We start from the raw sequence: 21,109 nt of genomic DNA, 5'->3' as shown, positions 1-21,109 counted from the left end.
GTACTGCTCCTCCTTTCCTGTTTTGCAAACCGTTAGATAAGCAATCCACATACCAAGCGAAAGAGATTGAATTATTTGAATTTTTCGATTGCAATCTTTCATTTTTGCAAGAAATCGCGGGGAGCGAATTCGGATCTGCAATCGGATGGGGGCCAAAAAGTAGCGAAACGGCCAGTCTTGACGGCGACAGAAAGCGGCTTTCAAAAGTGAAAGATCATCTTTCGTTTTTGCAACGTTTTTGCGTCCCGGTTGCAGGCAAAAAGCGGGTGATCCCGCTGCTTTCGCCTTGTCGCCCTTGGTTTTTCACCGTTGGTACGCTCTTTGCTATTGGTTCATGTACAAGTCGCGGCAAGCGCAGACAGCAGGGGAGAGGAGGCGGACGGCGGCGGCTTACGTGTCGCGCGGCATCGCAATGCCCGGGCCAGGCATGACGGAAGGCTTGTCGGCAAGCGTGACAACCCAAAACAAAATGACGAAAAATCATACGTATGGAGGGCAGACAATGGGCAAATATCAGCTGGCGGTCGATGTGGGTGGAACGTTTACGGACGTATTCATCTTTGATGAGGAATCGAAGAAAATTTCGGTGACAAAAGTATCTTCAACACCGCACAATCCTGCGATCGGGATTTTGACGGGCATCGCGCAATCGGCCGTATCGACAAAAGACATTCATCTGTTTTCGCACGGAACGACGGTTGGCCTGAACGCGCTGATCACCCGCCGGCTGCCGAAAACGGCGCTGGTTACGACGAAAGGGTTCCGCGATGTGGCGGAAATTCGCCGCGGCACCAAGCTGGACTTGTGGGATGCCTATGCAGATGTGGCGCCGCCTTATATCAAGCGGCGCGACCGGTTTGAGCTGGTGGAGCGCGTGGATTATACCGGCAAGCTGCTTGCGGCTGTCGACGAAGCGGAGGCACGGGAACTCGCCCGCTTGCTGAAAAAGCGGGGTGTCGAGTCTGTGGCGATCTGCTTTATGAATGCGTATACAAACGGCGTCAATGAGCGGAAAGTGAAGGAGATTTTGCAGGAAGAACTGCCCGGTGTCTACATTTGCACGTCGAGCGAAACACTCCCGGAAATTTTCGAGCATGAGCGGATGAGCACGACGATCGTCAATGCGGTGCTGGGCCCGATCCTCTCGACCTATATCCGGAATTTGACCGACGAAATGCGGGACAAAGGCTACGAGGGCGACGTGCTCGTGCTGCATTCGGGCGGCGGGGTCATGACCTCGGAGACAGTGCCCAAGTTCGCCGCCAGGCTCGCCAGCTCCGGGATCGCTGCGGGGGCGATCGCCAGCTCCTATATCGCCAAGCTGTGCGGCTATCAGAATGCGATCGGGCTGGACATGGGGGGAACAAGCACCGACATCTCGCTCATGTATGACGGCGATTTGCGGATTACGAAAGACTGGTACATCGAATACGGCTATCCGATCGGATTCCCGAGCATCGAAATCTTGAGCATTGGCGCGGGAGGAGGCAGCCTCGCCTGGATCGACGAGGGCGGATCGTTGCGCAACGGCCCGCAGAGCGCCGGCGCCGATCCGGGTCCTGCCTGCTACATGAAGGGAGGCACGGAGCCGACCAACACCGATGCCAACGTGCTGCTCGGACGCCTGAACACCCGGCTGCTCAGCGGCCAGATGACGCTGAATAAAGAGGCGTCACGCCACGTCATCAGCGAAAAAATCGGAAAGCCGTTTACGCTGTCCGACGAAGAGGCGGCCAATTCCATTTTGAAGGTAGCCAACGCCAATATGTGTGATGCACTGCGGCTCATCTCGATTCGCCGCGGTTATGATCCGCGCGATTTCGCCCTGGTGGTCTTTGGCGGAGCGGGCGCTTTGCACGGCGCTTATTTGGCAAAGGAGATGGAGATTCCGACCGTGATCGTGCCGCCGTATCCCGGCATCACCTCCGCGATGGGCTGCCTGCTGGTCGACGTGCGCCACGACATTTCCAAAACGTATCTGGTCAATGCGGCGGATGTGACCGCCGAACAGCTGGAGAGCGAGTTTCAGGCGATGGAAGAAGAGGCAGCCGGGTTGCTCGCTGCCGAGGGCATCGGCGGGGAGGAGATGAAGTTGGTCCGCTATTTGGACATGCGCTACAGCGGCCAATGGCGCTCGCTGGAAGTCGCGATGAACCGTCCGATCCATTCCCTGGCGGACGCACTCGAGCGATTCCACCAGGAGCACCAGCGAGAGTTCGCTTTCTCAAGCCGCGAGCAAAGCGTGGAAATCTATGGCCTGCGCGTGGAGGCGATCGGGCTTGTGCCGAAGCCGAACCTGCCTCGCTACGAGCCGGAGGGGACGCTTGCAGATGCGCTGACAGGGTATCGCCAGGTTTATTTCGAAGAAGCGGGTGGTTATGTGGCGACACCGATTTACGATCGCGAGCAAGTTCCGGTCGCAAGCGAATTCACCGGTCCGGCCATCGTGGAGCAGCTGGATTCCACGACCGTGATTCCACCCGGCTTTTGCGTGAAAGTGGACGAATACAAAAATATGATCTTGACCTACGGGGAGGCGAAATAAGATGAGCCAGGTGCGAGAGCATGCGACCGCCTATAAAAGCAAGCTGGACCCAGTTACCTTTGAAGTGTTGAAAAATGCGTTCGTCAATCTGGTGGACCAGATGTCCGAGCAGATTTTGCGGACCTGCTATTCGTTCGTCATCTACAACCGCGATTTCAGCTCGGCGATTTGCGACGCCAAAGGCAACACGATCATGCAGGGGACGCAGGACATTTCCGTGCACGTGGGCACGCTGCATCTGACGGCAAAAGCGGTGATCGAAGATTTCGGGGACGACATTCACCCGGGCGACGTTTTTTTGGTGAATGACCCGTATCGCGGCGGCACCCATTTTTGCGACGTGCGCATCGTCCGTCCGGTTTTCCATGACGGCGAACTGATCGCTTTCATGCAGTCCAACGGCCACTGGGCCGATTTGGGCGGATCGGTCCCCGGCTCGTTTGACGTGCAGTCGCAGGACCACTATGGCGAGGGGATGCGCATTCCCCCGGTGAGAGTGTGGAGCCGCGGCGTTTTTCTCGCGGATGTCGCGAATTTGCTCGCTGCCAACATGCGCTTGCCGCAGGAGCGGCTGGGTGATTTGCGCTCACAGGCGGAGGCGACGCTCGTCGGGGAGCGCCAGCTGTTGCAGCTGATCAAAAAATATGGCCGCGAAACGGTGCTGACCGCATTCGATGAGGTGCAGGATTATGTGGAGCGGCTGGCCAAGTCCAAAATCGCGCAGCTGCCAAACGGCACATGGGAGACGACCGATTACCTCGATATGGACCCGCAGCAGGGCGATGGCCTGATTCCGATCAAGGTGAAGATGACGATTGACGAGGACACGATCACGTATGACTTGAACGGGTCCCATGACTATATCGGCTGCTTTCTCAATGCGGGCTTCGGCTCCTCCTTCTCGGCGGTCGTGGCGGGCACCAAGACGTTTTTTCCGGAAATCCCGCTCAACTCGGGCTTCTACCGCGTCCTGACCGTCGAGCTGCCGGAAAATTCCGTCGTCAATGCGCCGTGGCCGGTTGCGGTATCGGGCTTTTGCTCGGGCGCGTACGAAAAGATCATGAACGCGATCTTTGAGCTGTGGTCCCACATCATGCCGGAGCGGGCGCTCGCATGCTCCTTTAACCTTGAATATTTGCTGATCGGCGGCTGGGATAAGCGGCAGGGCGCCGACAGTTACTTCATGTGGTACGACTGGATGGCCGGCGGTCATGGCGGCCGCCATGAAAAAGACGGGGCCAACGCGCTGTCGCCGGTGTTCGGCGTGGGACTGAGCATCCAGCCGTGCGAAGGGCAGGAACGCCTGTCGCCGGTGCTGACCACCCACCATCAGATCATCACGGATTCCGGCGGGCCGGGCCGGTTCCGGGGCGGCTGCGGGGTGGAAAAAGGCGGGATGATGACCGGGATCGACCGCACCGTCATGTCGTATTGCTGCGACCGTTCGCGCTCCGTGACATGGGGCATTTTTGGCGGCCAATCGTCCAACCCGCACGGAGCGTGGCTCAACCCGGGTGAGGAAGGCGAGCGCTTTTTGGGCACGATTTTTTCCAATGTCAAAATCAAGACCGGCGACACGTTCACGCGTCCATCTGCCGGCGGCGGCGGTTTGGGCGATCCGCTCGAACGGGACCCCGAGCAAGTAAAGGAAGACGTGATTGACGGCTATGTCTCGCTCGAACGAGCCAAGCGCGATTACGGCGTGGTCATCCGCGAGATCGACCGGGAGCTGGATCTGTACGAAATTGACGAGAGTGCGACGGAAGCGGAGCGCGCCTATATTCGCGCGCATCGCAAGGAATGGCTGGCGCTCGGTCTGAATGAGGTGCAGGCGCTGTACGACAGCGGGCAGGCTGACAAGCTCGATCTGCTGCGCCGCTATCATGTTATCCTCGATTACGCGACAGGAATGATCCTGCCGAAATCTACCGCGCAATACCGCGACATGATCGCCAAGCGGACGCTTCCGTACTGGTCATAACGTTTTTTTGCACGAAGCCCCGGGCTGTTCGGATGAGCATGCCAGGGGCTTTGCGCCATCTGAAGCGGGTCGATCGCCGCTATTCTTTTCGGTACAGGCTTATGTACAATAGGAATAGGGACAACGCTTCGGCGCAGCCAAGTTTTATCGCGACAGGTGGTGGAAAACATGATGGCTTGGAACGAGATTCTTGAGGCATTGCCTGCGACGGTTTCGAAAGACGCGACCGTGAAGCACGCCTTGCAAACGCTGAATGCTGCGCCGCAAAAAGTGGTGTTCGTCACGGAAGCGGACGCCATCATCGGCTATGTGGACGCCGAGAGCATGCTGGCACAGATCGAGCAAAACAGCCTGGCAGCGCCGATCACCTACAAAACGGACATGCTCAAGGTGCCGTGCACCAATCCGGTTGAGTTTTACCACAATGTGTCGATCGTGCTCGGGGTGAACCAGCAGGGCGAGCCGGTCGGGTTCACCACATTCGCGGAGGCGCGAAACAAGATCACGCAGACGCAGCTGCACCGAAAAAACCAAATTTTCCACAGCTCCGGCATCGGGCTGATCACCACGGATTGCCAGTTTCGCATCACCTTCATCAACGAGCGCGCAGAAGCGATACTCGGGCTGTCACGCAATTTTTTGCTGAACCGCAATTACAAGAAGCTGCTCGCGATCGATGTGCTCGAAGAGGTGCTGCAAGGCGGGCAGCTCGTCAATATCACCAGCTCGCTCAATTTCAAGCAGATGATCGGCAACTTTTCGCCGCTTGTCGAGCATGGCAAAATCCAGGGCATCGTCCACATTTTTTATCAGCGGCAGCAACTGGAGCAAGCGATTCAGGATTTGGAGCTGGTGCGCAATCTGAACGACGACATCCAGGCGATCTATTCGTCTTCGAATGAAGAGATTCTCGTCATGAATGGACAGGGGCGGATCATGCGCCTGGCTGGCACGTATTTGCAGGAGTTTTGGATGTATGCCGATCCGCAGCTTTTGATCGGCAAGCAGATGGACGAGCTGCAGAAAGAAGGATTTTTCCGGCAAAACATTTTGCAAATCTGCCGCAAGCAAAAAGGCAAGCACGTGTTCATTCAGGAAAACGCCAAAGGGCGCAAGGTGTGGTCTGTGGCAACCCCCGTGTTCCACGGCGAGACGTTGGAAAAAATCGTGATCATCTCGCGCGACATCACGGAACTCAACCAGCTGAAAGAAGAGCTGGAAACCGTCAAAAAGAAATCGGACCGCTACAAGCAGGAGCTTGACCAGATTTTGAACAAGACCCAGCAGGAAAAAAAGCTGATCTATCGGTCGAAGGTGATGGAAAATCTGGAGGACCAGATCAAGCAGATTGCCCTGGTGAATTCGACCGTCCTGCTTTACGGGCAGTCCGGGGTCGGGAAAGAAGTGTTCGCGCAGGCGATTCACAAGTACAGCCGGCGCAGCGAGCAGCCGCTGATTCGGGTCAACTGCGGGGCGATCCCCGAGAATTTGATCGAAAGCGAGTTTTTCGGCTATGAAAAAGGGGCGTTTACCGGCGCCGACCGCAACGGCAAGCCCGGTTTGTTCGAGCTGGCGCACAACGGCAGCATTTTCCTCGACGAGATCACCGAAATGCCGCTCAACATGCAGGTCAAGCTGCTGCGCGTGCTGCAGGAGCGGGAAGTCACGCGAATCGGCGGGGTGAAAAGCCGCAAGATCGACGTGCGCGTCATCGCGGCCACCAATCGCGACATCAAAAAAATGGTGGAGGAAAACAAATTCCGCGAAGACTTGTATTACCGGCTGAACGTCATCCCGCTCCATATCCCGGCGCTGCGCGAGCGGGTAGAGGACATCATTCTCGCTTGCGATCGCGTTTTTGCAGCAATACAACGACGCGTACCAGCGGCAAAAAACGCTGACGCGCGAAGCGCTCGATGTGCTCGAGAGCTATCATTGGCCGGGAAATGTCAGAGAATTGCAAAATGTTCTGGAGCGGAGCATCGTGACGACGAAGGATGATGCGATCAAGGGAGAGGACGTGATGGCGATCCTGTACGGCGAGGAGAAGCGTACGAAAATCAAGCCGATCATCGGCTCCATCGTGCCGCTCAAGGAGGCGGTGGATGAAGTGGAGGGACAGCTCATCCGCTCCGCGCTGCAAAAATACGGGACAGCGGCGAAGGCGGCGGAGATTCTCGGCATCAGCCAGGCCACGATGAGCCGCAAGATCAAACAACTGCTGTAGGAGGAGGGCATTTTCATGTTCACGCTGCCGGAAACACGCTTCGATTTGGCCGGAGACGAGTACATTTATGCGGAAATCTCGCGGGAGATGGGGCTTGCGAGCAACTTCAAGGCGCTGGCGATCACGAACGAGCTGCGCAAGCGCAACATTCCGGGGCTCATCGATATTTGTCCGGCCAACGCCTCCTATCTGGTCCGCTTCAATCCGGAGATCATCTCGTCGCAAGATTTGCTCGATTATTTGATCGAGATCGACATTACCAAAAGCAATGTGGCGGAGCTGAACTTGTCCACGCGCATCGTCGAGATTCCAACCTGGTACGACGATCCGATCACCCGCTCCTATTCGGAGCGATTCGCCAGCCGGCACCAGCATCCGGGCCAGTCGGATTTCGATTTCGCGATGGCATGCAACGGCTTTGCGGACAAGGCCGCATTCATCCAGGCGCACTCGTCCACGCCGTATTTCATCACGATGGTAGGCTACATTCCCGGGACGTCATGGGAGTTTCCGCTCGGCGCGACCAACGAAGAAATTTTGCAGGCGCCCAAATATTTGAGCCCGCGCTCCAAAACACCGAATCGCGCCATCGGCTTGGGCGGGGCGTTCAATGCCATCTATCCGGTCGACAGTCCGGGCAGCTACCAATTGATCGGCATGTCGGCGGTGCCGGTTTACGACAAGGAGCGGCGCTATCCCGAGCTGCGCGACTACGTGCTGGCCAAGCCGGGAGACATCTGGCGGCACCGCCCGATTGACGAGGCGGAATACTGGCAGATCGTCGCGGACGTGGAAAAGGGGACATACGCGTACCGGACACGGGATGTCGAGTTTTCCCCGAAGGAATATTTGCTGCGCGGGAAGGCGTACATCGCGCTGTTGATGGAGGGATTTTAGATGATTCGCGTGCTGGAACCGGGCCTGTCGACCACTGTGCAGGATATGGGCAGAGACGGCTATTATCATTTGGGCATTCCGCCGTCAGGGGCGGCGGACAAATATTCGTATGCGCTTGGGAATATGCTGCTGGGCAATCCGGCATCGTTTGCGGCGCTTGAGATGTCGCTCATCTGTCCCAGGCTGGCATTCGGCAAAAAAACCGTGATCGCGATCACCGGCGCACCGGTCAAGGCTTTTGTGAACGGGCAGGAAATCCCGATGTGGCAAAACGTCGAGGTCCATGCGGGGGACATCCTGTCGTTTGGCCACATGGCGGCGGGGGTCCATGCGTATTTGTGCGTATCGGGCGGCATCGCGGTGCCGGAGATCATGGGCAGCAAATCGACGTATGTGCAGAGCGGGCTCGGCGGGTTTCACGGGCGCAAGCTGCAGAAGGGCGATGAGGTCGAGATCGGCGAGCCGCTTCCCGGTTACGCCCGGCAAGTCGGCAAGCAGATCGGCGAAGAGGCGCTGCCTGTATTTCCGAAGGAGCTGGATGTGCGGGTCGTCCTCGGCTTGGCGAGCCATCGCATCAGCGATGAGGGCGTTCGCGCCTTCCTCAACGAGGAGTGGGTCGTTTCCTCCGAGGCCAATCGGGTCGGCTACCGGTTCCATGGGCCAAGCCTGCATTTTGAACCGTTCGAGACGCCGTTCGGGGCGGGCAGCGGGTACTCCAATGTCGTCGATACCGCGTACATGCTCGGCGGGATCTTGCTGACGAACAGCGAGGAAATCATCATTCAGCTGAGCGATGCGACGACAGGCGGCGGCTTCATGACGATGGGCGTCGTCATCAGCTCCGATCTCGATCAGATCGCCCAGTTAAGGCCCACCGGCATCGTTCGTTTTCATGCGGTAACCGTCACCCAAGCGTGTGAAGCGCGGATGGCAAAAAAACAAAAGCTCCAGCTGGTCGCGGAGCAGTTGAAGTAGCGACATACCAAATTTGCAAAAAACGGAAGAGTCGCTACAATTAGGGGGTGTGAAGGCGGGAAGAGGAGGAGAAAGCAATGAAGATGAGCATCGATCGGCTGGATCATCTCGTCCTGACGGTGGCCGACGTCGAAGCGACGGTTCGCTTTTACACCGCCGTGCTGGGGATGGAGGAAGTCACGTTTAAAGGGGGCCGCAAAGCGCTTCAGTTCGGCCGCCAAAAGATCAATCTGCATCAAGCCGGACGCGAGTATGAACCGAAAGCGCTGCGGCCGACGCCCGGCTCGGCGGACCTTTGCTTCATCGCGACGCTGCCGCTTGCGGATGTGATGATTCATCTGGCCGAACAAGGCGTGGCGGTTGAAGAAGGGCCTGTGGAGCGGACCGGCGCGAACGGAACGATTCTGTCCGTGTATTTCCGCGATCTGGACCAAAACTTGATCGAGGTGTCCAATTACGTAGAGGACTAGCCTGATGCAAAAAAACACCCGTTTCCCGAATGCAACGCGGGAGAGGGTGTTTTTTTGCTGTTCACAAATGAGAATGTGCTTGTCAATGAAACGCTGGTCCTGGGTGAAACGTACCATATGTTGAGGAGATTACATAACTTTTCCACAATTGGAGGGAGCCGTCGATGAAAAAACGGTTGCAGCTGCAGATTTTGATTCCGTTTCTCGCGTTGATTCTTCTATCCGTGGCCGTCGTTTCGGTGGTGAGCTACGTAGTGTCGGCGAACACGACAATGGAAGTGCTGACGCAAAATATAGGGCAAAGGATGGAACAGACAGATAGAACCTTTGACTTGTATTTTAAAAAGACAGAAAATATCGTCAGCATGCTGGCAAAGGCCGACGAATTCGCCAACTATGAGACCCAGCATGAGCAGTTGATGAGTACATTGGAAGCGTTTGAAGATTCGGGTGCCTATTTCGGCACGGAAAAGGGCGAGTTTTTCAGCACGGGGGAATGGGCGGACAAGCCGAAAGATTACGACCCCCGCAAGCGTGTCTGGTATCAGAAAGCCGTCCAGCATAAAGGCGAGATCATCTGGACCGATCCGTATACCGATGCCAGCGATCCCAAGCTGATGACGATCACCGCCGCTAAAGCGATCTACAAGGGGGACAAGCTCGTAGGGGTAGTCGCAATCGATGTGGCCCCGACCGAGCTGATCGACCTCGTCAAAGATATTAAAATCGGCGATACCGGACATGCCGTGCTGCTCGACGCAAACGGGATCGTCCTCTATCATCCGGATCAGGCGGAGATCGGCACGGACATGTCCAAAGACGATTCGTACCGCCAGATGGAGGCGAAGGGCGCAGCCGGCGATCTGCAAATCGCCATCAATGATAACATTTTCACGATGAGCTATGTCACCAACGAAGTAACGGGCTGGAAGCTGATCGGCACGGTGAAAATCGATGAGCTGGCAAGTCGGGCTGGCGTCATTTTCAACCCGCTGCTGATTACGTGCCTCATTCTGCTCGCCATCGCGACGCTGACTTCCATTCTTCTCGCGCGCCGCATCACCAAGCCGATCCAACGCCTCGGCCAATCGATCGAAGCGGTCGAAAAGGGCAATCTGGGCATCGTGATGACGACGAACCGGGAAGACGAGATCGGCCAGCTCACCCGTCGCGTCAACAAGATGGTGGAGCAAAACCGCGAGATCATCGGCAAAATCCAGGCGTATGCGCAGCACGCGGCAGATTCGGCCGAATCGCTGTCCACAAGCATCAACGTGAACAATGACATCGCAGGCCAAATCCACGAATCAATGGCACAGGTGGCAGCAGGCGCCCATCAGCAGCAAAAGCAGACGGAAGAAGGCATGCGTGCGCTCGAGGAAATGTCGGTCGGCTTGCAACGGTTTGCCGAAACGGCATCGGTCGTATCGGAAGCGACTGTGGAGACAGCGAAAAAGGCGGAGCAGGGCGACAAATCGATTCGCCAGGCTGTCGCAGAGATGGATGCGATCAACCAGTCGGTCACGCTCGCAGCCGATACTGTCGAGCAGCTCGGCAAACGCTCGCAGCAGATCGAGGAGATCGTCGTCGCCATCACCGCGATTTCGTCCCAAACCAACCTGCTTTCGCTGAATGCGGCGATTGAGGCGGCCCGGGCAGGCGAGCATGGCAAAGGTTTTGCGGTCGTAGCGGGCGAGGTGCGCAAGCTGGCGGAGCAATCCGCCGAATCAGCCAAGCGGATCGAGCAGCTGATCAAGGAAATCCAGAATGAGACGGCCCATGCGATCAGCTCGATGGACATCGTCAGCAGCAATGCGTCGGCAGGCATGGAAGCAGTGAAAAGAAGCGGCGAGATGTTCCGCGTCATTTTGCAGCAGATCAAGCAAGTCTCCGATCAAATCCAGAGCGCATCAGCCATTTCGGAGGAAATGTCGGCCAGCTCGGAAGAAATTTTGGCAGCGGTCGACGAAACGGCGAAAATCGCCCAGCTATCGTCCGGCAAGGCAGGTGACGTTGCACGTTCGCTTGAGGAGCAGGTGAAGTCGCTCGATCAGCTCGCAAGCTCAGGCGAATCGCTCAACAAGATGGCGCATGAGCTGAAGAGATTGACCGACCGTTATACCGTGTAAGGCAGACAGGAAGCGTACCTTTGGGGGCGCTTCTGTTTTTTGGGGAGGTAGCGGAAGGTCCGGTAGAAGAAATTGTCAATCGATGGAGAAAATTGGTGTAACTTTTTGCAAGGGTCGGGCGTCTATTACATTGTGGAAAATACTAGTATTTTTGGAAAGGGAGAAGTTTGATCATGATGAAACAAAAGTTGAATCGAATTGTCGGAACTGTCGTAGCAGTGAGCCTGTTATCGGCGACCCCCGTTTGGGCCAAGCCCATTGAGCGGCATGCAGGAAATGGCCGCGAGGTGCAGTCGATTTCCATCAAGAAGATTCCTTCTGATATGACAAAAGCGCTTCAAGACGTATACAAGCTGATTCCCGAGCTGAAAGATTTGCGCGTCAGCAGCGCCGACATTTGGGAGGACGAAGACGGGACAAGCGAATGGAGCTTTACGCTCCGAAACAAGGAGCAGAAGGAGAACACATCGATGGTCCGGGTGAATCTGACCATTGATCCGGACACAGGCAAGCTTCTCTATTACTCGATTTTCAATTCGGACTGGAACCCGACGAAGCAGATTTCGGAAAAAGAGGCAAAAGAGATCGCCGACAAGTTTTTGAAGAAAGCAGTGGACAAGAGCGACCGCTATCAACTGGTGAAGGTCAGCAGCCAGACCGATGATGATGACGAGTACGTGGATGAAGAAGGCGAAGGCGCACAGCAGCGCGAGTTCATCTATCAATTGACCGTCAACAAAATTCCTGTGCAGGGCACGGATGTTCGCATAAAAATTGACGGGGACGGCCACCTGACCCGATACAACAATTATTTCAATGCGCTTCCGGACGAATCGCTCTTCCCCGATGCCAAAAAGGCGCTCAGCAAGAAAAAAGCGGAGGCTGCATACCTCGATCTGTTGGACATGCAGCTGGTGTACAATGCCAATCAATTGCTGGAAGTCAATGATGGCGAAGAGGCGACCGGTCTGGGCGCCGTGCTCAAGTACGTGCCTTCCTTCAGCGGCGCCATCGACGCGGTGACCGGCAAAAAAGCGTATGAATACACAGTGGACGACGAAGGTGGCAGCGAACAAATCCCTTACGAGAAAATCAAGCTCTCTCCTCAAGGAAAGGACATTTTCATCAAATCGACAGAAGATGCCCAGAAGGTGCTGGAAGAAGCGATCGGCATCGATCTTTCGCAGGCCGACTACAACGAATCCGGCAACAAGCAGTCGCGCAGCTATCGCTTCTATACGGATGATGAGAAGGGCGGCAGCGTCGCACGAGTCACGATTGATGCAAAAACAGGACAGCTGCAGGTGATCGATTACCGCAGCTATGATGACAGTACAGGAACGGGCTTCAAGAAGGAAGAGGCGAAAGCTGCGGCTGTGAAGAAGCTGGAGCAGTGGCTCGGCAAAGATGTGACGGAAGTGTTCCTGACGGGAGGATGGGCGGAGCCGGAATTCTATTCTTTCCAGTTCAACCCGTCTTACCAGGGTATTCCGGTCGAAAGCAGCGAAAATGAAGTCGAATTCGACGGCAAAGGAAATTTGACGAGATTGCGGATTGTGCTGCAAAACGATTTCTCCAAGCTGCCTGACAGCGGGAAAGCGATCTCGGCGGAAACGGCAGGGAAAACGTATTTGAAGAAAAATGCCTTGAAGCTGACCTATGTGCTGCAAGGAGTCGATGGGGAGACGAACACCCCGAATGTGGGGCTGTACTATGTCCCGACCTATGAGGATCGCGAGGCGTATGTCGATGCGATTACCGGAAAGTTCCAGACGCTCTGGGAATAGTGGCGTCACGAAGGGAAGGATAGCTTGGAAAACCGTTTCTCTGGGAGCAGGGGAACGGTTTTTCAGTATCAGTGCAACCGCGAATTAAGCCAAAAGCTTGGCGCAGCCAGGTTTCTAATTTCGGCCACGATGACGTGCCACAGGAATTTTTACAAAAAACAATGTAAACGTTTAGATTTAATCTTGCGTATTTTTTGAATACTATTTAGAATAAGGACATAAACAAGTTGTTTTTACCAATGAAAGCGTTTTTTCGTAAGGATGAAGTAATGATTTTGGCATATAAAATCTAAACGTTTACATTTTGAGGAGTTTTATTGATGCAGAAACCGACGATAGAAGATGTCGCCAAGCTGGCCGATGTTTCGATCGCGACGGTCTCGCGGGTGATCAACCGGCAGGGCGGCGTGCGAAAGAAGACCGAGGACCGGATTTTGGCCGCGATCGAGGAGCTGAACTACATCCCGAATGCGGTGGCGAGAAGCATGGTCAAGAAAAAAACGAAGACGATCGGCGTCATCATCCCCGATGTCAACAACCCGTTTTTCCCTGAAGTGGTGTCGGGCATCGAGCAAAAAGCGCGGGAGAACGGCTATTTCACCATGCTGTGCAATACGAACGAGTCAGCGGAAACCGAGCGGGAGCTGCTGCAGATTTTGATGGAGCGAAGCGTGGACGGCTTGATCATCACCACCGCCGATGAAGCGGGCGACCAGCTGCAGGCGGCGATTGACGCCAAAATCCCGATCGTGGCGGTGGACCGCTCCGTCAAGCGCTTTGAAGTCGATACGGTGCTGGTCGGCAATGTCGATGGCGCGTACCAGGCGACGCGCCATCTGATCTTGCAAGGGCATAAAAAGATCGCGATCATTTGCGGGCCGCAGCACACGACGCCAGGTTACGAGCGCTTCGTCGGCTACAAGCGGGCGCTCGACGATTACCGCATCGAGCTGGATGAGCGGCTGGTGCTGTACGGCGATTTCAAGGAGCCGAGCGGCAACAGCTTGACGCGCCGGCTGTTCATGCAAGAAGACCGGCCCACCGCGATTTTTGCCTGCAATAACCTGATGACCATGGGCAGCATCAAGGCGCTTCATGAGCTGGGCTGGAAGCTGGGGGAGGAGGTTTCGTTCATCGGGTTTGACGATGTCGACATCGCCACCTTCGTCAATCCGCCGCTCACGGTCGTTTCCCGGCCGATGCGCAAGCTGGGCGAGGTTGCGTTCGACATCTTGCACGAGCGAATGACCGCGCAGGCGGAAGGGGCGAAACGCCATTATGTCCTTTCCCCGGAGCTTTTGATCCGGCAATCGTGCCGCTTAAAGTAAGGAACCTATTGTTTTCGGCATCAATCTGTTGAAAGCCGGTCATCGCTTGAGCAGGCGATGGCTTTCAGCAGCCATGATAAAAAATCTAAACGTTTACATTTTCGCAGGAGGGCGAGTTTTTATGAAAAAAGGCGGGATTTTGCATCCGGAACTGAACAAACTGATTGCCCAAACGGGACACACCGATTTCATCGTCGTGACCGATGCGGGGCTGCCATTGCCGGAGAACGTGAATACGCGGATCGATTTGGCGCTCAAGGAAGGCGTGCCAGGTTTTCTGGAGACATTGGATACCGTGATGAGCGAGCTGGTCGTTGAGCGTGTCATTTTGGCGGAAGAAGTGAAAACGGTCAGCCCTGCGATGCACGAGCAGATTTTGCAGCGCTTTGCAGGCATTCCGGTCGACTACGTGGCGCATGTCGAGTTCAAGCAGATGACGCAACAAGCGCGCGGCCTGGTCCGTTCCGGCGAGTTTACTCCGTATGCCAACGTCATTTTGGTTGCGGGCGTCGCTTACTGACGGCGGTGAACCATTCGGGGGAGGGCAGATTTCCTTGAGAACAGCAGCGCTTAAAATGGAGCGGATTTCCAAGCGGTTTCCCGGTGTGAAAGCGTTGGATGAGGTCAATATCGAGGCGCATGCCGGCGAAATTCTGGCGCTCTTGGGCGAGAACGGAGCGGGCAAGTCGACGCTGATGAAAGTGCTGGCGGGCGTGCATCAGCCCGATTCGGGCGAAATTTACATCAACGGGCAAAAAGCGGTGATCCACGGCCCGCGCCAATCGCAAGAACTGGGGATCAGCATCATCTACCAGGAGTTCAATCTGATCCCGCACGTAAGCATCGCGGAAAACATTTATTTGGGGCGGGAGCCGCGCAAATGCAAAGGCGTAATCGATTGGAAGAAGCTGAACGCCATGGCGAAAGCGGTGATGGACCGCGTCGGCCTTACGCATCTTCAGCCGCAAAAGCGAGTCGAACAGCTGTCCATCGCCGAACAGCAGCTGGTCGAGATCGCCAAGGCGCTCTCTCATGCGTCCCAAATCTTGATCATGGATGAGCCTACAGCCGTGCTCAATGGCGAGGATGCGCAGCGGCTGCTCGCGATCATGGGGGAGCTGCGCGAACAGGGGATGGCGATCATTTTCATCACGCACCGGCTTGAGGAAGTGGAGCAGGTCGCGGATCGGATCGCGGTGCTGCGCGATGGCAAATATGTCGGCAGCGCCATCGCCCGTGAACTGACCCGCGAGCAAATGGTCCGGATGATGGTGGGGCGCGACATCGCCGCGCTGTATCCGGAACGCAACCGTCGCATCGGCGAGCCGGTGCTTAAGGTGGAGCATCTGTCGCTTGACGGCAAGCTGAGCGACATCAATCTGACGGTGCGGGCAGGGGAAATTCTCGGCATCGGCGGCCTGATGGGCTCCGGCAGCACGACTTTATCCAAGGCGTTGTTCGGCTTGTATCCGCAGGCAAAAGGAACGATCACGGTCGACGGAAAGAGCGGGATCACGTCTCCAAAAGCGGCGATCGATGCGGGCATCGCGCTTGTGACGGATGACCGCAAAGGCGAGGGCCTCGTCCTGATCATGTCCGTCTTTGAGAATTTGCTATTGCCGAGCTATCGCCGCATCTCCTCCTTCGGTACCTTGCTGGAAAAGTCGCGGGCAAGCGGCATCGTCGAGCGATGGATCGCAGGCTTGAAGATCAAGGTACACAATCCGGCGGTCGCAGTCGGCACGCTGAGCGGCGGCAACCAGCAGAAAGTCGTGCTGGGCAAATGGCTGCAAATGAATCCGAAGGTGCTGATTTTGAATGAACCGACGCGCGGGATCGATGTGGGCGCGAAGGCAGAAATTTACCAGTTCATGAAAGCCCTTTCAGAAGAGGGGCTGGCGATCATCATGATTTCCTCGGAGATGCCTGAATTGCTGGGGATGGCCCATCGCATCGCGGTCATGCATGAAGGCAGGATCACCGGCGAAATGCCGATTGAAGAGGCGACCCAGGAGAAAATTTTCATCTATGCGACCGGAGGTGAACGGGGATGAGCACGACAACGGTTGTAGCTGCTGCGAAAAAACAAGGCAGCCTGCTTCTTCTCCTCAATAAATATCGCGTATTCATCATTTTTATCGGTTTGTGTCTGGTTGCGAGCCTGCTGTCGGACGCGTTTTTGACCGTGCCCAATCTGATGAACGTGGCGCGCCAAGTATCGATCACGGCGATCATCGCCGCAGGCATGACGCTGGTGATTCTCGTGGCGGGGATCGATTTGTCGGTCGGCTCCGTCATGGCGTTCACGGGCGCAGTTGCGGCAGGCATGCTGACAGCAAACGTTCCGCTTTTGCTCATACTTGTCGGAACATTGGCAATCGGCGCGCTATTCGGCATGTGCAACGGCCTGTTCGTGACCCGCTGGGGCATCCCGGCGTTCATCACAACGCTCGGGCTCATGGTCATCGCGCGCGGCATGACGCTCGTCTACACGAAAGGCTATCCGCTGGTGGTGAGCAACGATGCGTTCCGCTACATCGGGAACGGCAAAATCGTCGGCATCCCGCTGCCGATCATCATCATGTTCATCGTGTTCGGCGCGATGGCATGGGTGCTGCGCTACACCAGCTTTGGCCGCTACGTGTATGCGATCGGCGGCAACGAAGAGGCGTCCCGTCTCTCCGGCATCCCGGTCAACGCGATCAAATTGGCGGTTTACGGCCTGTGCGGCTTGCTCTCTGCCTTATCGGCAATCATATACACCTCGCGTCTGATGTCTGCCCAACCTACTGCCGGAACCGGCGTGGAGCTGGATGCGATTGCAGCCGTCATCATCGGCGGCACCAGCCTGTCAGGCGGCAAGGGCGGCGTTGGCGGTACGCTGATCGGCGCTTTGATCATGGGGATCTTGGACAATACGCTCAATTTGATGAACGTCTCTCCGTTTTATCAAAGCATCGCCAAAGGCCTGGTGATTTTGATCGCTGTTTTGGTCGACAGCAAGTTTTCCAAATTGAAAGCGGCGCAGTAAGCGCAGGCAGCATGGAGTAGGCAAAAAGCAGCGAAATTTTTTCAGTAAAAAAAGGGGGAAGTCAGGATGAAAAAACGTTTGGCAACGGTGATGGGAGTATTGCTGTCGGCAAGCCTGCTGATGGGCGGCTGCGCGGGCGGGGGGCAGGACACGCAGGCAGGTGGAGCGCCCGCTGCGGATGCAGGCAAAAAAATCAAGGTCGGCCTGGCGATGAATACGCTGAACAATCCATTTTTCGTAGCGGTGAAAGAAGGGGCGGAGGCAGAGGCGAAGGAGCAAGGGTTCGATCTGGTCGTCACCGACGCCCAAAACAATCCGGGGCAGCAGCTGTCCGATGTGGAAAATTTGCTGCAGCAAAAGCTCGACGTGCTGGTGATCGACCCGGCGGACAGTGACGCCATCGCCGAAGCGGTGAAAAAAGCCAATGACGCAAACGTGCCGGTTTTCACCATCGACCGCAATTCCAACGGCGGCGAGGTTGTCACCCATATCGGTTTCGACGCGATCAAATCAGGCAACATCGCAGGCGATTTCCTTGCCAAAGCGCTGAACGGCAAAGGCAAGGTGGTGGAAATCCAGGGCATCATGGGAACAAACGTGGCGCGCGACCGCAGCAAAGGCTTCAACGAGGCGATGGCGAAACATCCCGACATGAAGGTCATTGCCCAACAAGCGGCTGATTTCGACCGTGGGAAAGCGATGAGCGTAATGGAAAACATTTTGCAGGCACAGCCGGAAATCGACGCGGTCTACGCGGCCAACGACGAGATGGCGCTGGGTGCCTTGGCAGCGATTGAAGCGGCAGGGCGGCTGGACAAAATCACGCTGATCGGCTGCGATGCGGTCGATCCGGCCATCGAGGCAATCAAAAGCGGCAAAATGGAAGCGACCATTGCCGAACCGCCGTTCTTCCTCGGCCGTGAAGCGATGAAAACAGCTGGCAAAATCGTGAAAAAAGAAACCGTGGAGAAATCAGTGATTCTCGATTCGACACTGGTGACCAAAGATAACGTAAACGAGATCAAAACGCGATAACGCACGTACAGGGGGAAGCGACATGGCAAAGGGAATCATTACGGTGGTCGGCAGTTATGTCGTCGACTTGATGTGCCGCACGCCGCATATGCCAAAGCCGGGGGAAACGGTGCTGGGCGGGCCGTTTCGGATGGGCCCCGGCGGCAAAGGCGGCAATCAGGCGGTGGCGGCCGCACGCCAAGGCTCTACCGTCCACATGGTGACAAAAGTGGGGGACGATCCGTTTGGCAAAGCTGCGCTGGCCAACTTTGAGCAAGAGCAAATCGAATCGTCGTGCGTGTTCGTCGATCGGGAAGAGGCAACCGGCGTGGCGCTGATCGCTGTCGATCGCAACAGCGAAAACATGATTGTCGTCGCGCTGGGCGCCTGCGGCAAGCTATCGGCAGACGATGTCGGGAAAGCGGAGAAGCATATCGAAACGTCCGATCTCGTGCTCGTCCAGCTGGAAACAAGCGTGGAGGCGATGGGGGCGGCGCTTATGCTGGCGCAGAAGCACGGCGTGCCCGCGATCCTCAATCCCGCTCCCTATCAGCCGTTTCCGCTGGAATTGCTGCAGCATGTCACCTATCTGACGCCGAACGAAACGGAAGCGTCATTTTTGACCGGCATCGAAGTCTGCGATGAAGCGAGTGCGGCGCGGGCGGCAAGAGTGCTGCATGAAGCGGGCGTGCCGCATGTCATCATTACGATGGGCAAGCAAGGCTGCTATTACGATAATGGCAGCGAGGGGAGGCTGTTCCCCGGATTCGCGGTGGAAGCCATCGATACGACCGGGGCGGGGGACGCGTTCAACGGCGGCCTGGCGCATGCGCTGGCAGCGGGGATGGCGCTTGAAGACGCGATCGCTTTCGCCAATGCGGTAGCGGCGCTCTCCGTCACCAAACAAGGCACGGCGCCCGCGATGCCGACGCAGGCGGAGGTGCTTGAGCTGCTCGCACAAAACGGGATTGTTGTGGAATCGTGAAAACAGCATCAGACAGGGGGGAAAAGAGAGGGGCGACGGTTCCTCTCTTTTTTTGCGTGGCGCGGGGTTCAATTGTTGGCGGAGGCCATTTGAAAAGGATTGATTTCGATTTTTGGGCGATTGCATGGGGAGAAGACCGTTGACAGAAATGTAACCATTGGTTATTATATGACCAACGGTTACTAACCGATGGTTATGAAAGCGGTGCGTGTGGACGAATCAATGAAATCAAAGGGGGCTGTCTTTATGTTTGCAGGTCATTTCGGCTTGGCGGCAGGCGTGCGTGCGAAATATCCGGAGGTGCCGCTATGGGCGCTGATGCTGGGAACGCAACTGCTTGATGTTTTGTTTGTCCCGCTTTTTGTAGCGGGCGTGGAGACGATGGACGATCATATCGGAAACGGCTATGGCGAGGCGATCATCCATGCGGATTATACGCATTCCTTGCTGGGGGCGCTGCTACTATCCGGTCTGGCATGGATTGCGGCAAAGCGCTTTTGGGGAGCGCGCGGCGGGCGAGTGCTGGCGGCGGTCGTCTTCAGCCATTGGCTGCTCGATCTGATCGTTCACCGGGCTGACATGCCGATCTTGCCAGGTAATTGGGGCGGATTGCCGACGCTTGGGCTTGGAGCGTGGAGCCATCCGGGGCTGGCGATCAGCCTGGAGCTGGCATTGCTTGCGGCAGGTCTCGGCATGTATGTGCACGCGGCCATGAAAGCATCGGCAGGCAGGAAAAAACGCGACGCGTACCTATCCGGCGCTGTGCTTGGGTGCCTTCTCGTCTTTGCGCTGGTGAACGATGTTCTCGGGCTATTTTGAAAGGAGGGGCACCATGAGCTTTATCGTATTTCTGCTGCTGTTTACCGTCGTCTGCGGCTGGTTGGATAAGCGGATCGGCAGGGGTGGCGAGACACATTGACTTTGCGGATAACCACTGGTTACAATGGGGCTACGCATGGAAGCAAGGAGTTGTAGCATGGCCACAAGACAAGAACAGCGTTCCGAGGAAACCAAAAACAGCATCCTGACCGCAGCCAGGCAGCTTTTCGCCAATCGCGGCTACGATGCCGTCACGATGCGGGAAATCGCCAAAGAGGCAGGATGCTCCCACACCACGATTTACATCTATTTCAAAGATAAAGAGACGCTGCTGCAGCAGCTGTCCATGCCTCCGCTGCAAGTGCTGATGGAGCGGATGGATGCCTTGATCGAGCAGAAGTCTGCCCCCGAGGAAAAGCTGGAAGCGGTCAGCCTGGCATTCATCGAGTTTTGTCTGGCAAACCGCAGCATGTACAGCCTGTTCGTCAACGTAAAAGCGGGGCGGGTCGACGAGCAATCCCCTCAACTGGAGATCAACAAACTGCGCAACGACATTTTCGCTACACTCGCCCGCATGGTACAGGCGAGCCTGCAGCTCGCGGTCACAGACGAGCAGCTGCTGATGTGCACCCGCATTTATTTCTACACCCTCCACGGAATCGTCGCGACATACGAACATTCCGCGGAAACCGTCGAAATGCTCATGTCCCGCCTGACCCCGACGTTTAGGCAAGCCATCGGAGTGCTGCTGAGCGGCTTTCGCGAGACTTTCAAAAAGTCTTTTTAAATGACCTGCTTCTGGGTCTTTTTTTTTGCATGATCTATTGCTTACTCTCCCCCTTCACAGCTTGAAAAGCCAACCACCGCAGCAAAGGGATTTTCGGACAAAAGTGGAGCGACGCCTTGGCGATGCCTACCAAG

General features: G+C 56.3%; 17 protein-coding genes. All 17 read left to right on the top strand.

Features of this window, described 5'->3' with window-relative positions:
• Window positions 1-334 precede the first annotated feature (334 nt).
• The 17 genes from ACTID9_RS22145 to ACTID9_RS22065 all read left to right on the top strand — a co-directional run bounded on the left by ACTID9_RS22145 (window position 335) and on the right by ACTID9_RS22065 (window position 20,975).
• Complete coding sequence (locus ACTID9_RS22145; RefSeq protein WP_441067032.1) at window positions 335-2,545, top strand: hydantoinase/oxoprolinase family protein; 2,211 nt, start codon at window positions 335-337, stop codon at window positions 2,543-2,545.
• A gap of 1 nt (window position 2,546) precedes the next feature.
• Window positions 2,547-4,526 (top strand): hydantoinase B/oxoprolinase family protein, encoded by a 1,980-nt coding sequence (locus tag ACTID9_RS22140; RefSeq protein ID WP_441067031.1) that lies wholly within the window; start codon window positions 2,547-2,549, stop codon window positions 4,524-4,526.
• 168 nt (window positions 4,527-4,694) lie between these two features.
• Entirely contained in the window at window positions 4,695-6,527 is a 1,833-nt protein-coding gene (locus tag ACTID9_RS22135; protein WP_441067030.1) for a sigma 54-interacting transcriptional regulator, read from the top strand.
• Window positions 6,511-6,753 carry a helix-turn-helix domain-containing protein gene (locus tag ACTID9_RS22130; RefSeq protein WP_441067029.1) on the top strand — a complete coding sequence of 81 codons (243 nt, stop codon included), beginning with the start codon at window positions 6,511-6,513 and terminating at the stop codon, window positions 6,751-6,753. Before ACTID9_RS22135 ends, ACTID9_RS22130 begins: the two co-directional genes overlap by 17 nt.
• 15 nt (window positions 6,754-6,768) lie before the next feature.
• On the top strand, window positions 6,769-7,650 hold the full coding sequence (locus ACTID9_RS22125) for a 5-oxoprolinase subunit B family protein (protein WP_441067028.1): 882 nt from the start codon (window positions 6,769-6,771) through the stop codon (window positions 7,648-7,650).
• Window positions 7,651-8,625, top strand: a complete 975-nt coding sequence (locus ACTID9_RS22120) for a biotin-dependent carboxyltransferase family protein (protein ID WP_441067027.1) — start codon at window positions 7,651-7,653, stop codon at window positions 8,623-8,625. It begins immediately after the preceding gene.
• Window positions 8,626-8,708: 83 nt separating this feature from the next.
• The gene (locus ACTID9_RS22115; protein ID WP_441072691.1) at window positions 8,709-9,095 is read left to right on the top strand and encodes a VOC family protein; all 387 of its coding nucleotides are present in this window, start codon (window positions 8,709-8,711) and stop codon (window positions 9,093-9,095) included.
• Window positions 9,096-9,259: 164 nt separating this feature from the next.
• Window positions 9,260-11,224 carry a methyl-accepting chemotaxis protein gene (locus tag ACTID9_RS22110; protein WP_441067026.1) on the top strand — a complete coding sequence of 655 codons (1,965 nt, stop codon included), beginning with the start codon at window positions 9,260-9,262 and terminating at the stop codon, window positions 11,222-11,224.
• A 173-nt stretch (window positions 11,225-11,397) separates the two neighbouring features.
• Window positions 11,398-13,011, top strand: a complete 1,614-nt coding sequence (locus ACTID9_RS22105) for a YcdB/YcdC domain-containing protein (RefSeq protein ID WP_441067025.1) — start codon at window positions 11,398-11,400, stop codon at window positions 13,009-13,011.
• A gap of 320 nt (window positions 13,012-13,331) precedes the next feature.
• Window positions 13,332-14,339: a LacI family DNA-binding transcriptional regulator gene (locus tag ACTID9_RS22100; RefSeq protein WP_441067024.1), complete on the top strand. Its 1,008-nt coding sequence runs from the start codon at window positions 13,332-13,334 to the stop codon at window positions 14,337-14,339.
• A gap of 121 nt (window positions 14,340-14,460) precedes the next feature.
• On the top strand, window positions 14,461-14,859 hold the full coding sequence (gene rbsD, locus ACTID9_RS22095; protein WP_441067023.1) for a D-ribose pyranase: 399 nt from the start codon (window positions 14,461-14,463) through the stop codon (window positions 14,857-14,859).
• Between the two features lie 34 nt (window positions 14,860-14,893).
• Window positions 14,894-16,393, top strand: coding sequence for a sugar ABC transporter ATP-binding protein (locus ACTID9_RS22090; protein ID WP_441067022.1), 1,500 nt, complete (start codon window positions 14,894-14,896; stop codon window positions 16,391-16,393).
• Window positions 16,390-17,370: an ABC transporter permease gene (locus ACTID9_RS22085; RefSeq protein WP_441067021.1), complete on the top strand. Its 981-nt coding sequence runs from the start codon at window positions 16,390-16,392 to the stop codon at window positions 17,368-17,370. Before ACTID9_RS22090 ends, ACTID9_RS22085 begins: the two co-directional genes overlap by 4 nt.
• A gap of 66 nt (window positions 17,371-17,436) precedes the next feature.
• Window positions 17,437-18,405: a substrate-binding domain-containing protein gene (locus tag ACTID9_RS22080; protein WP_441067020.1), complete on the top strand. Its 969-nt coding sequence runs from the start codon at window positions 17,437-17,439 to the stop codon at window positions 18,403-18,405.
• A gap of 22 nt (window positions 18,406-18,427) precedes the next feature.
• Window positions 18,428-19,369 (top strand): ribokinase, encoded by a 942-nt coding sequence (gene rbsK, locus ACTID9_RS22075; RefSeq protein ID WP_441067019.1) that lies wholly within the window; start codon window positions 18,428-18,430, stop codon window positions 19,367-19,369.
• 246 nt (window positions 19,370-19,615) lie between these two features.
• Complete coding sequence (locus ACTID9_RS22070) at window positions 19,616-20,188, top strand: permease (RefSeq protein ID WP_441067018.1); 573 nt, start codon at window positions 19,616-19,618, stop codon at window positions 20,186-20,188.
• A gap of 157 nt (window positions 20,189-20,345) precedes the next feature.
• Window positions 20,346-20,975, top strand: coding sequence for a TetR/AcrR family transcriptional regulator (locus ACTID9_RS22065; RefSeq protein WP_441067017.1), 630 nt, complete (start codon window positions 20,346-20,348; stop codon window positions 20,973-20,975).
• Window positions 20,976-21,109: the final 134 nt, after the last annotated feature.

Source organism: Brevibacillus fluminis, assembly GCF_052072235.1.
GTDB lineage: Bacteria > Bacillota > Bacilli > Brevibacillales > Brevibacillaceae > Brevibacillus_D > Brevibacillus_D fluminis_A.
This window is presented reverse-complemented; position numbering and strand designations above follow the sequence as displayed.

Bases quoted from the DNA above. Each gene is read 5' to 3' on its own strand.
- ACTID9_RS22145 (WP_441067032.1), top strand. From the start codon at position 335: ATGTACAAGTCGCGGCAAGCGCAGACAGCAGGGGAGAGGAGGCGGACG.
- ACTID9_RS22140 (WP_441067031.1), top strand. From the start codon at position 2,547: ATGAGCCAGGTGCGAGAGCATGCGACCGCCTATAAAAGCAAGCTGGAC.
- ACTID9_RS22135 (WP_441067030.1), top strand. From the start codon at position 4,695: ATGATGGCTTGGAACGAGATTCTTGAGGCATTGCCTGCGACGGTTTCG.
- ACTID9_RS22125 (WP_441067028.1), top strand. From the start codon at position 6,769: ATGTTCACGCTGCCGGAAACACGCTTCGATTTGGCCGGAGACGAGTAC.
- ACTID9_RS22120 (WP_441067027.1), top strand. From the start codon at position 7,651: ATGATTCGCGTGCTGGAACCGGGCCTGTCGACCACTGTGCAGGATATG.
- ACTID9_RS22115 (WP_441072691.1), top strand. From the start codon at position 8,709: ATGAGCATCGATCGGCTGGATCATCTCGTCCTGACGGTGGCCGACGTC.
- ACTID9_RS22110 (WP_441067026.1), top strand. From the start codon at position 9,260: ATGAAAAAACGGTTGCAGCTGCAGATTTTGATTCCGTTTCTCGCGTTG.
- ACTID9_RS22105 (WP_441067025.1), top strand. From the start codon at position 11,398: ATGATGAAACAAAAGTTGAATCGAATTGTCGGAACTGTCGTAGCAGTG.
- ACTID9_RS22100 (WP_441067024.1), top strand. From the start codon at position 13,332: ATGCAGAAACCGACGATAGAAGATGTCGCCAAGCTGGCCGATGTTTCG.
- rbsD (WP_441067023.1), top strand. From the start codon at position 14,461: ATGAAAAAAGGCGGGATTTTGCATCCGGAACTGAACAAACTGATTGCC.
- ACTID9_RS22085 (WP_441067021.1), top strand. From the start codon at position 16,390: ATGAGCACGACAACGGTTGTAGCTGCTGCGAAAAAACAAGGCAGCCTG.
- ACTID9_RS22080 (WP_441067020.1), top strand. From the start codon at position 17,437: ATGAAAAAACGTTTGGCAACGGTGATGGGAGTATTGCTGTCGGCAAGC.
- rbsK (WP_441067019.1), top strand. From the start codon at position 18,428: ATGGCAAAGGGAATCATTACGGTGGTCGGCAGTTATGTCGTCGACTTG.
- ACTID9_RS22070 (WP_441067018.1), top strand. From the start codon at position 19,616: ATGTTTGCAGGTCATTTCGGCTTGGCGGCAGGCGTGCGTGCGAAATAT.
- ACTID9_RS22065 (WP_441067017.1), top strand. From the start codon at position 20,346: ATGGCCACAAGACAAGAACAGCGTTCCGAGGAAACCAAAAACAGCATC.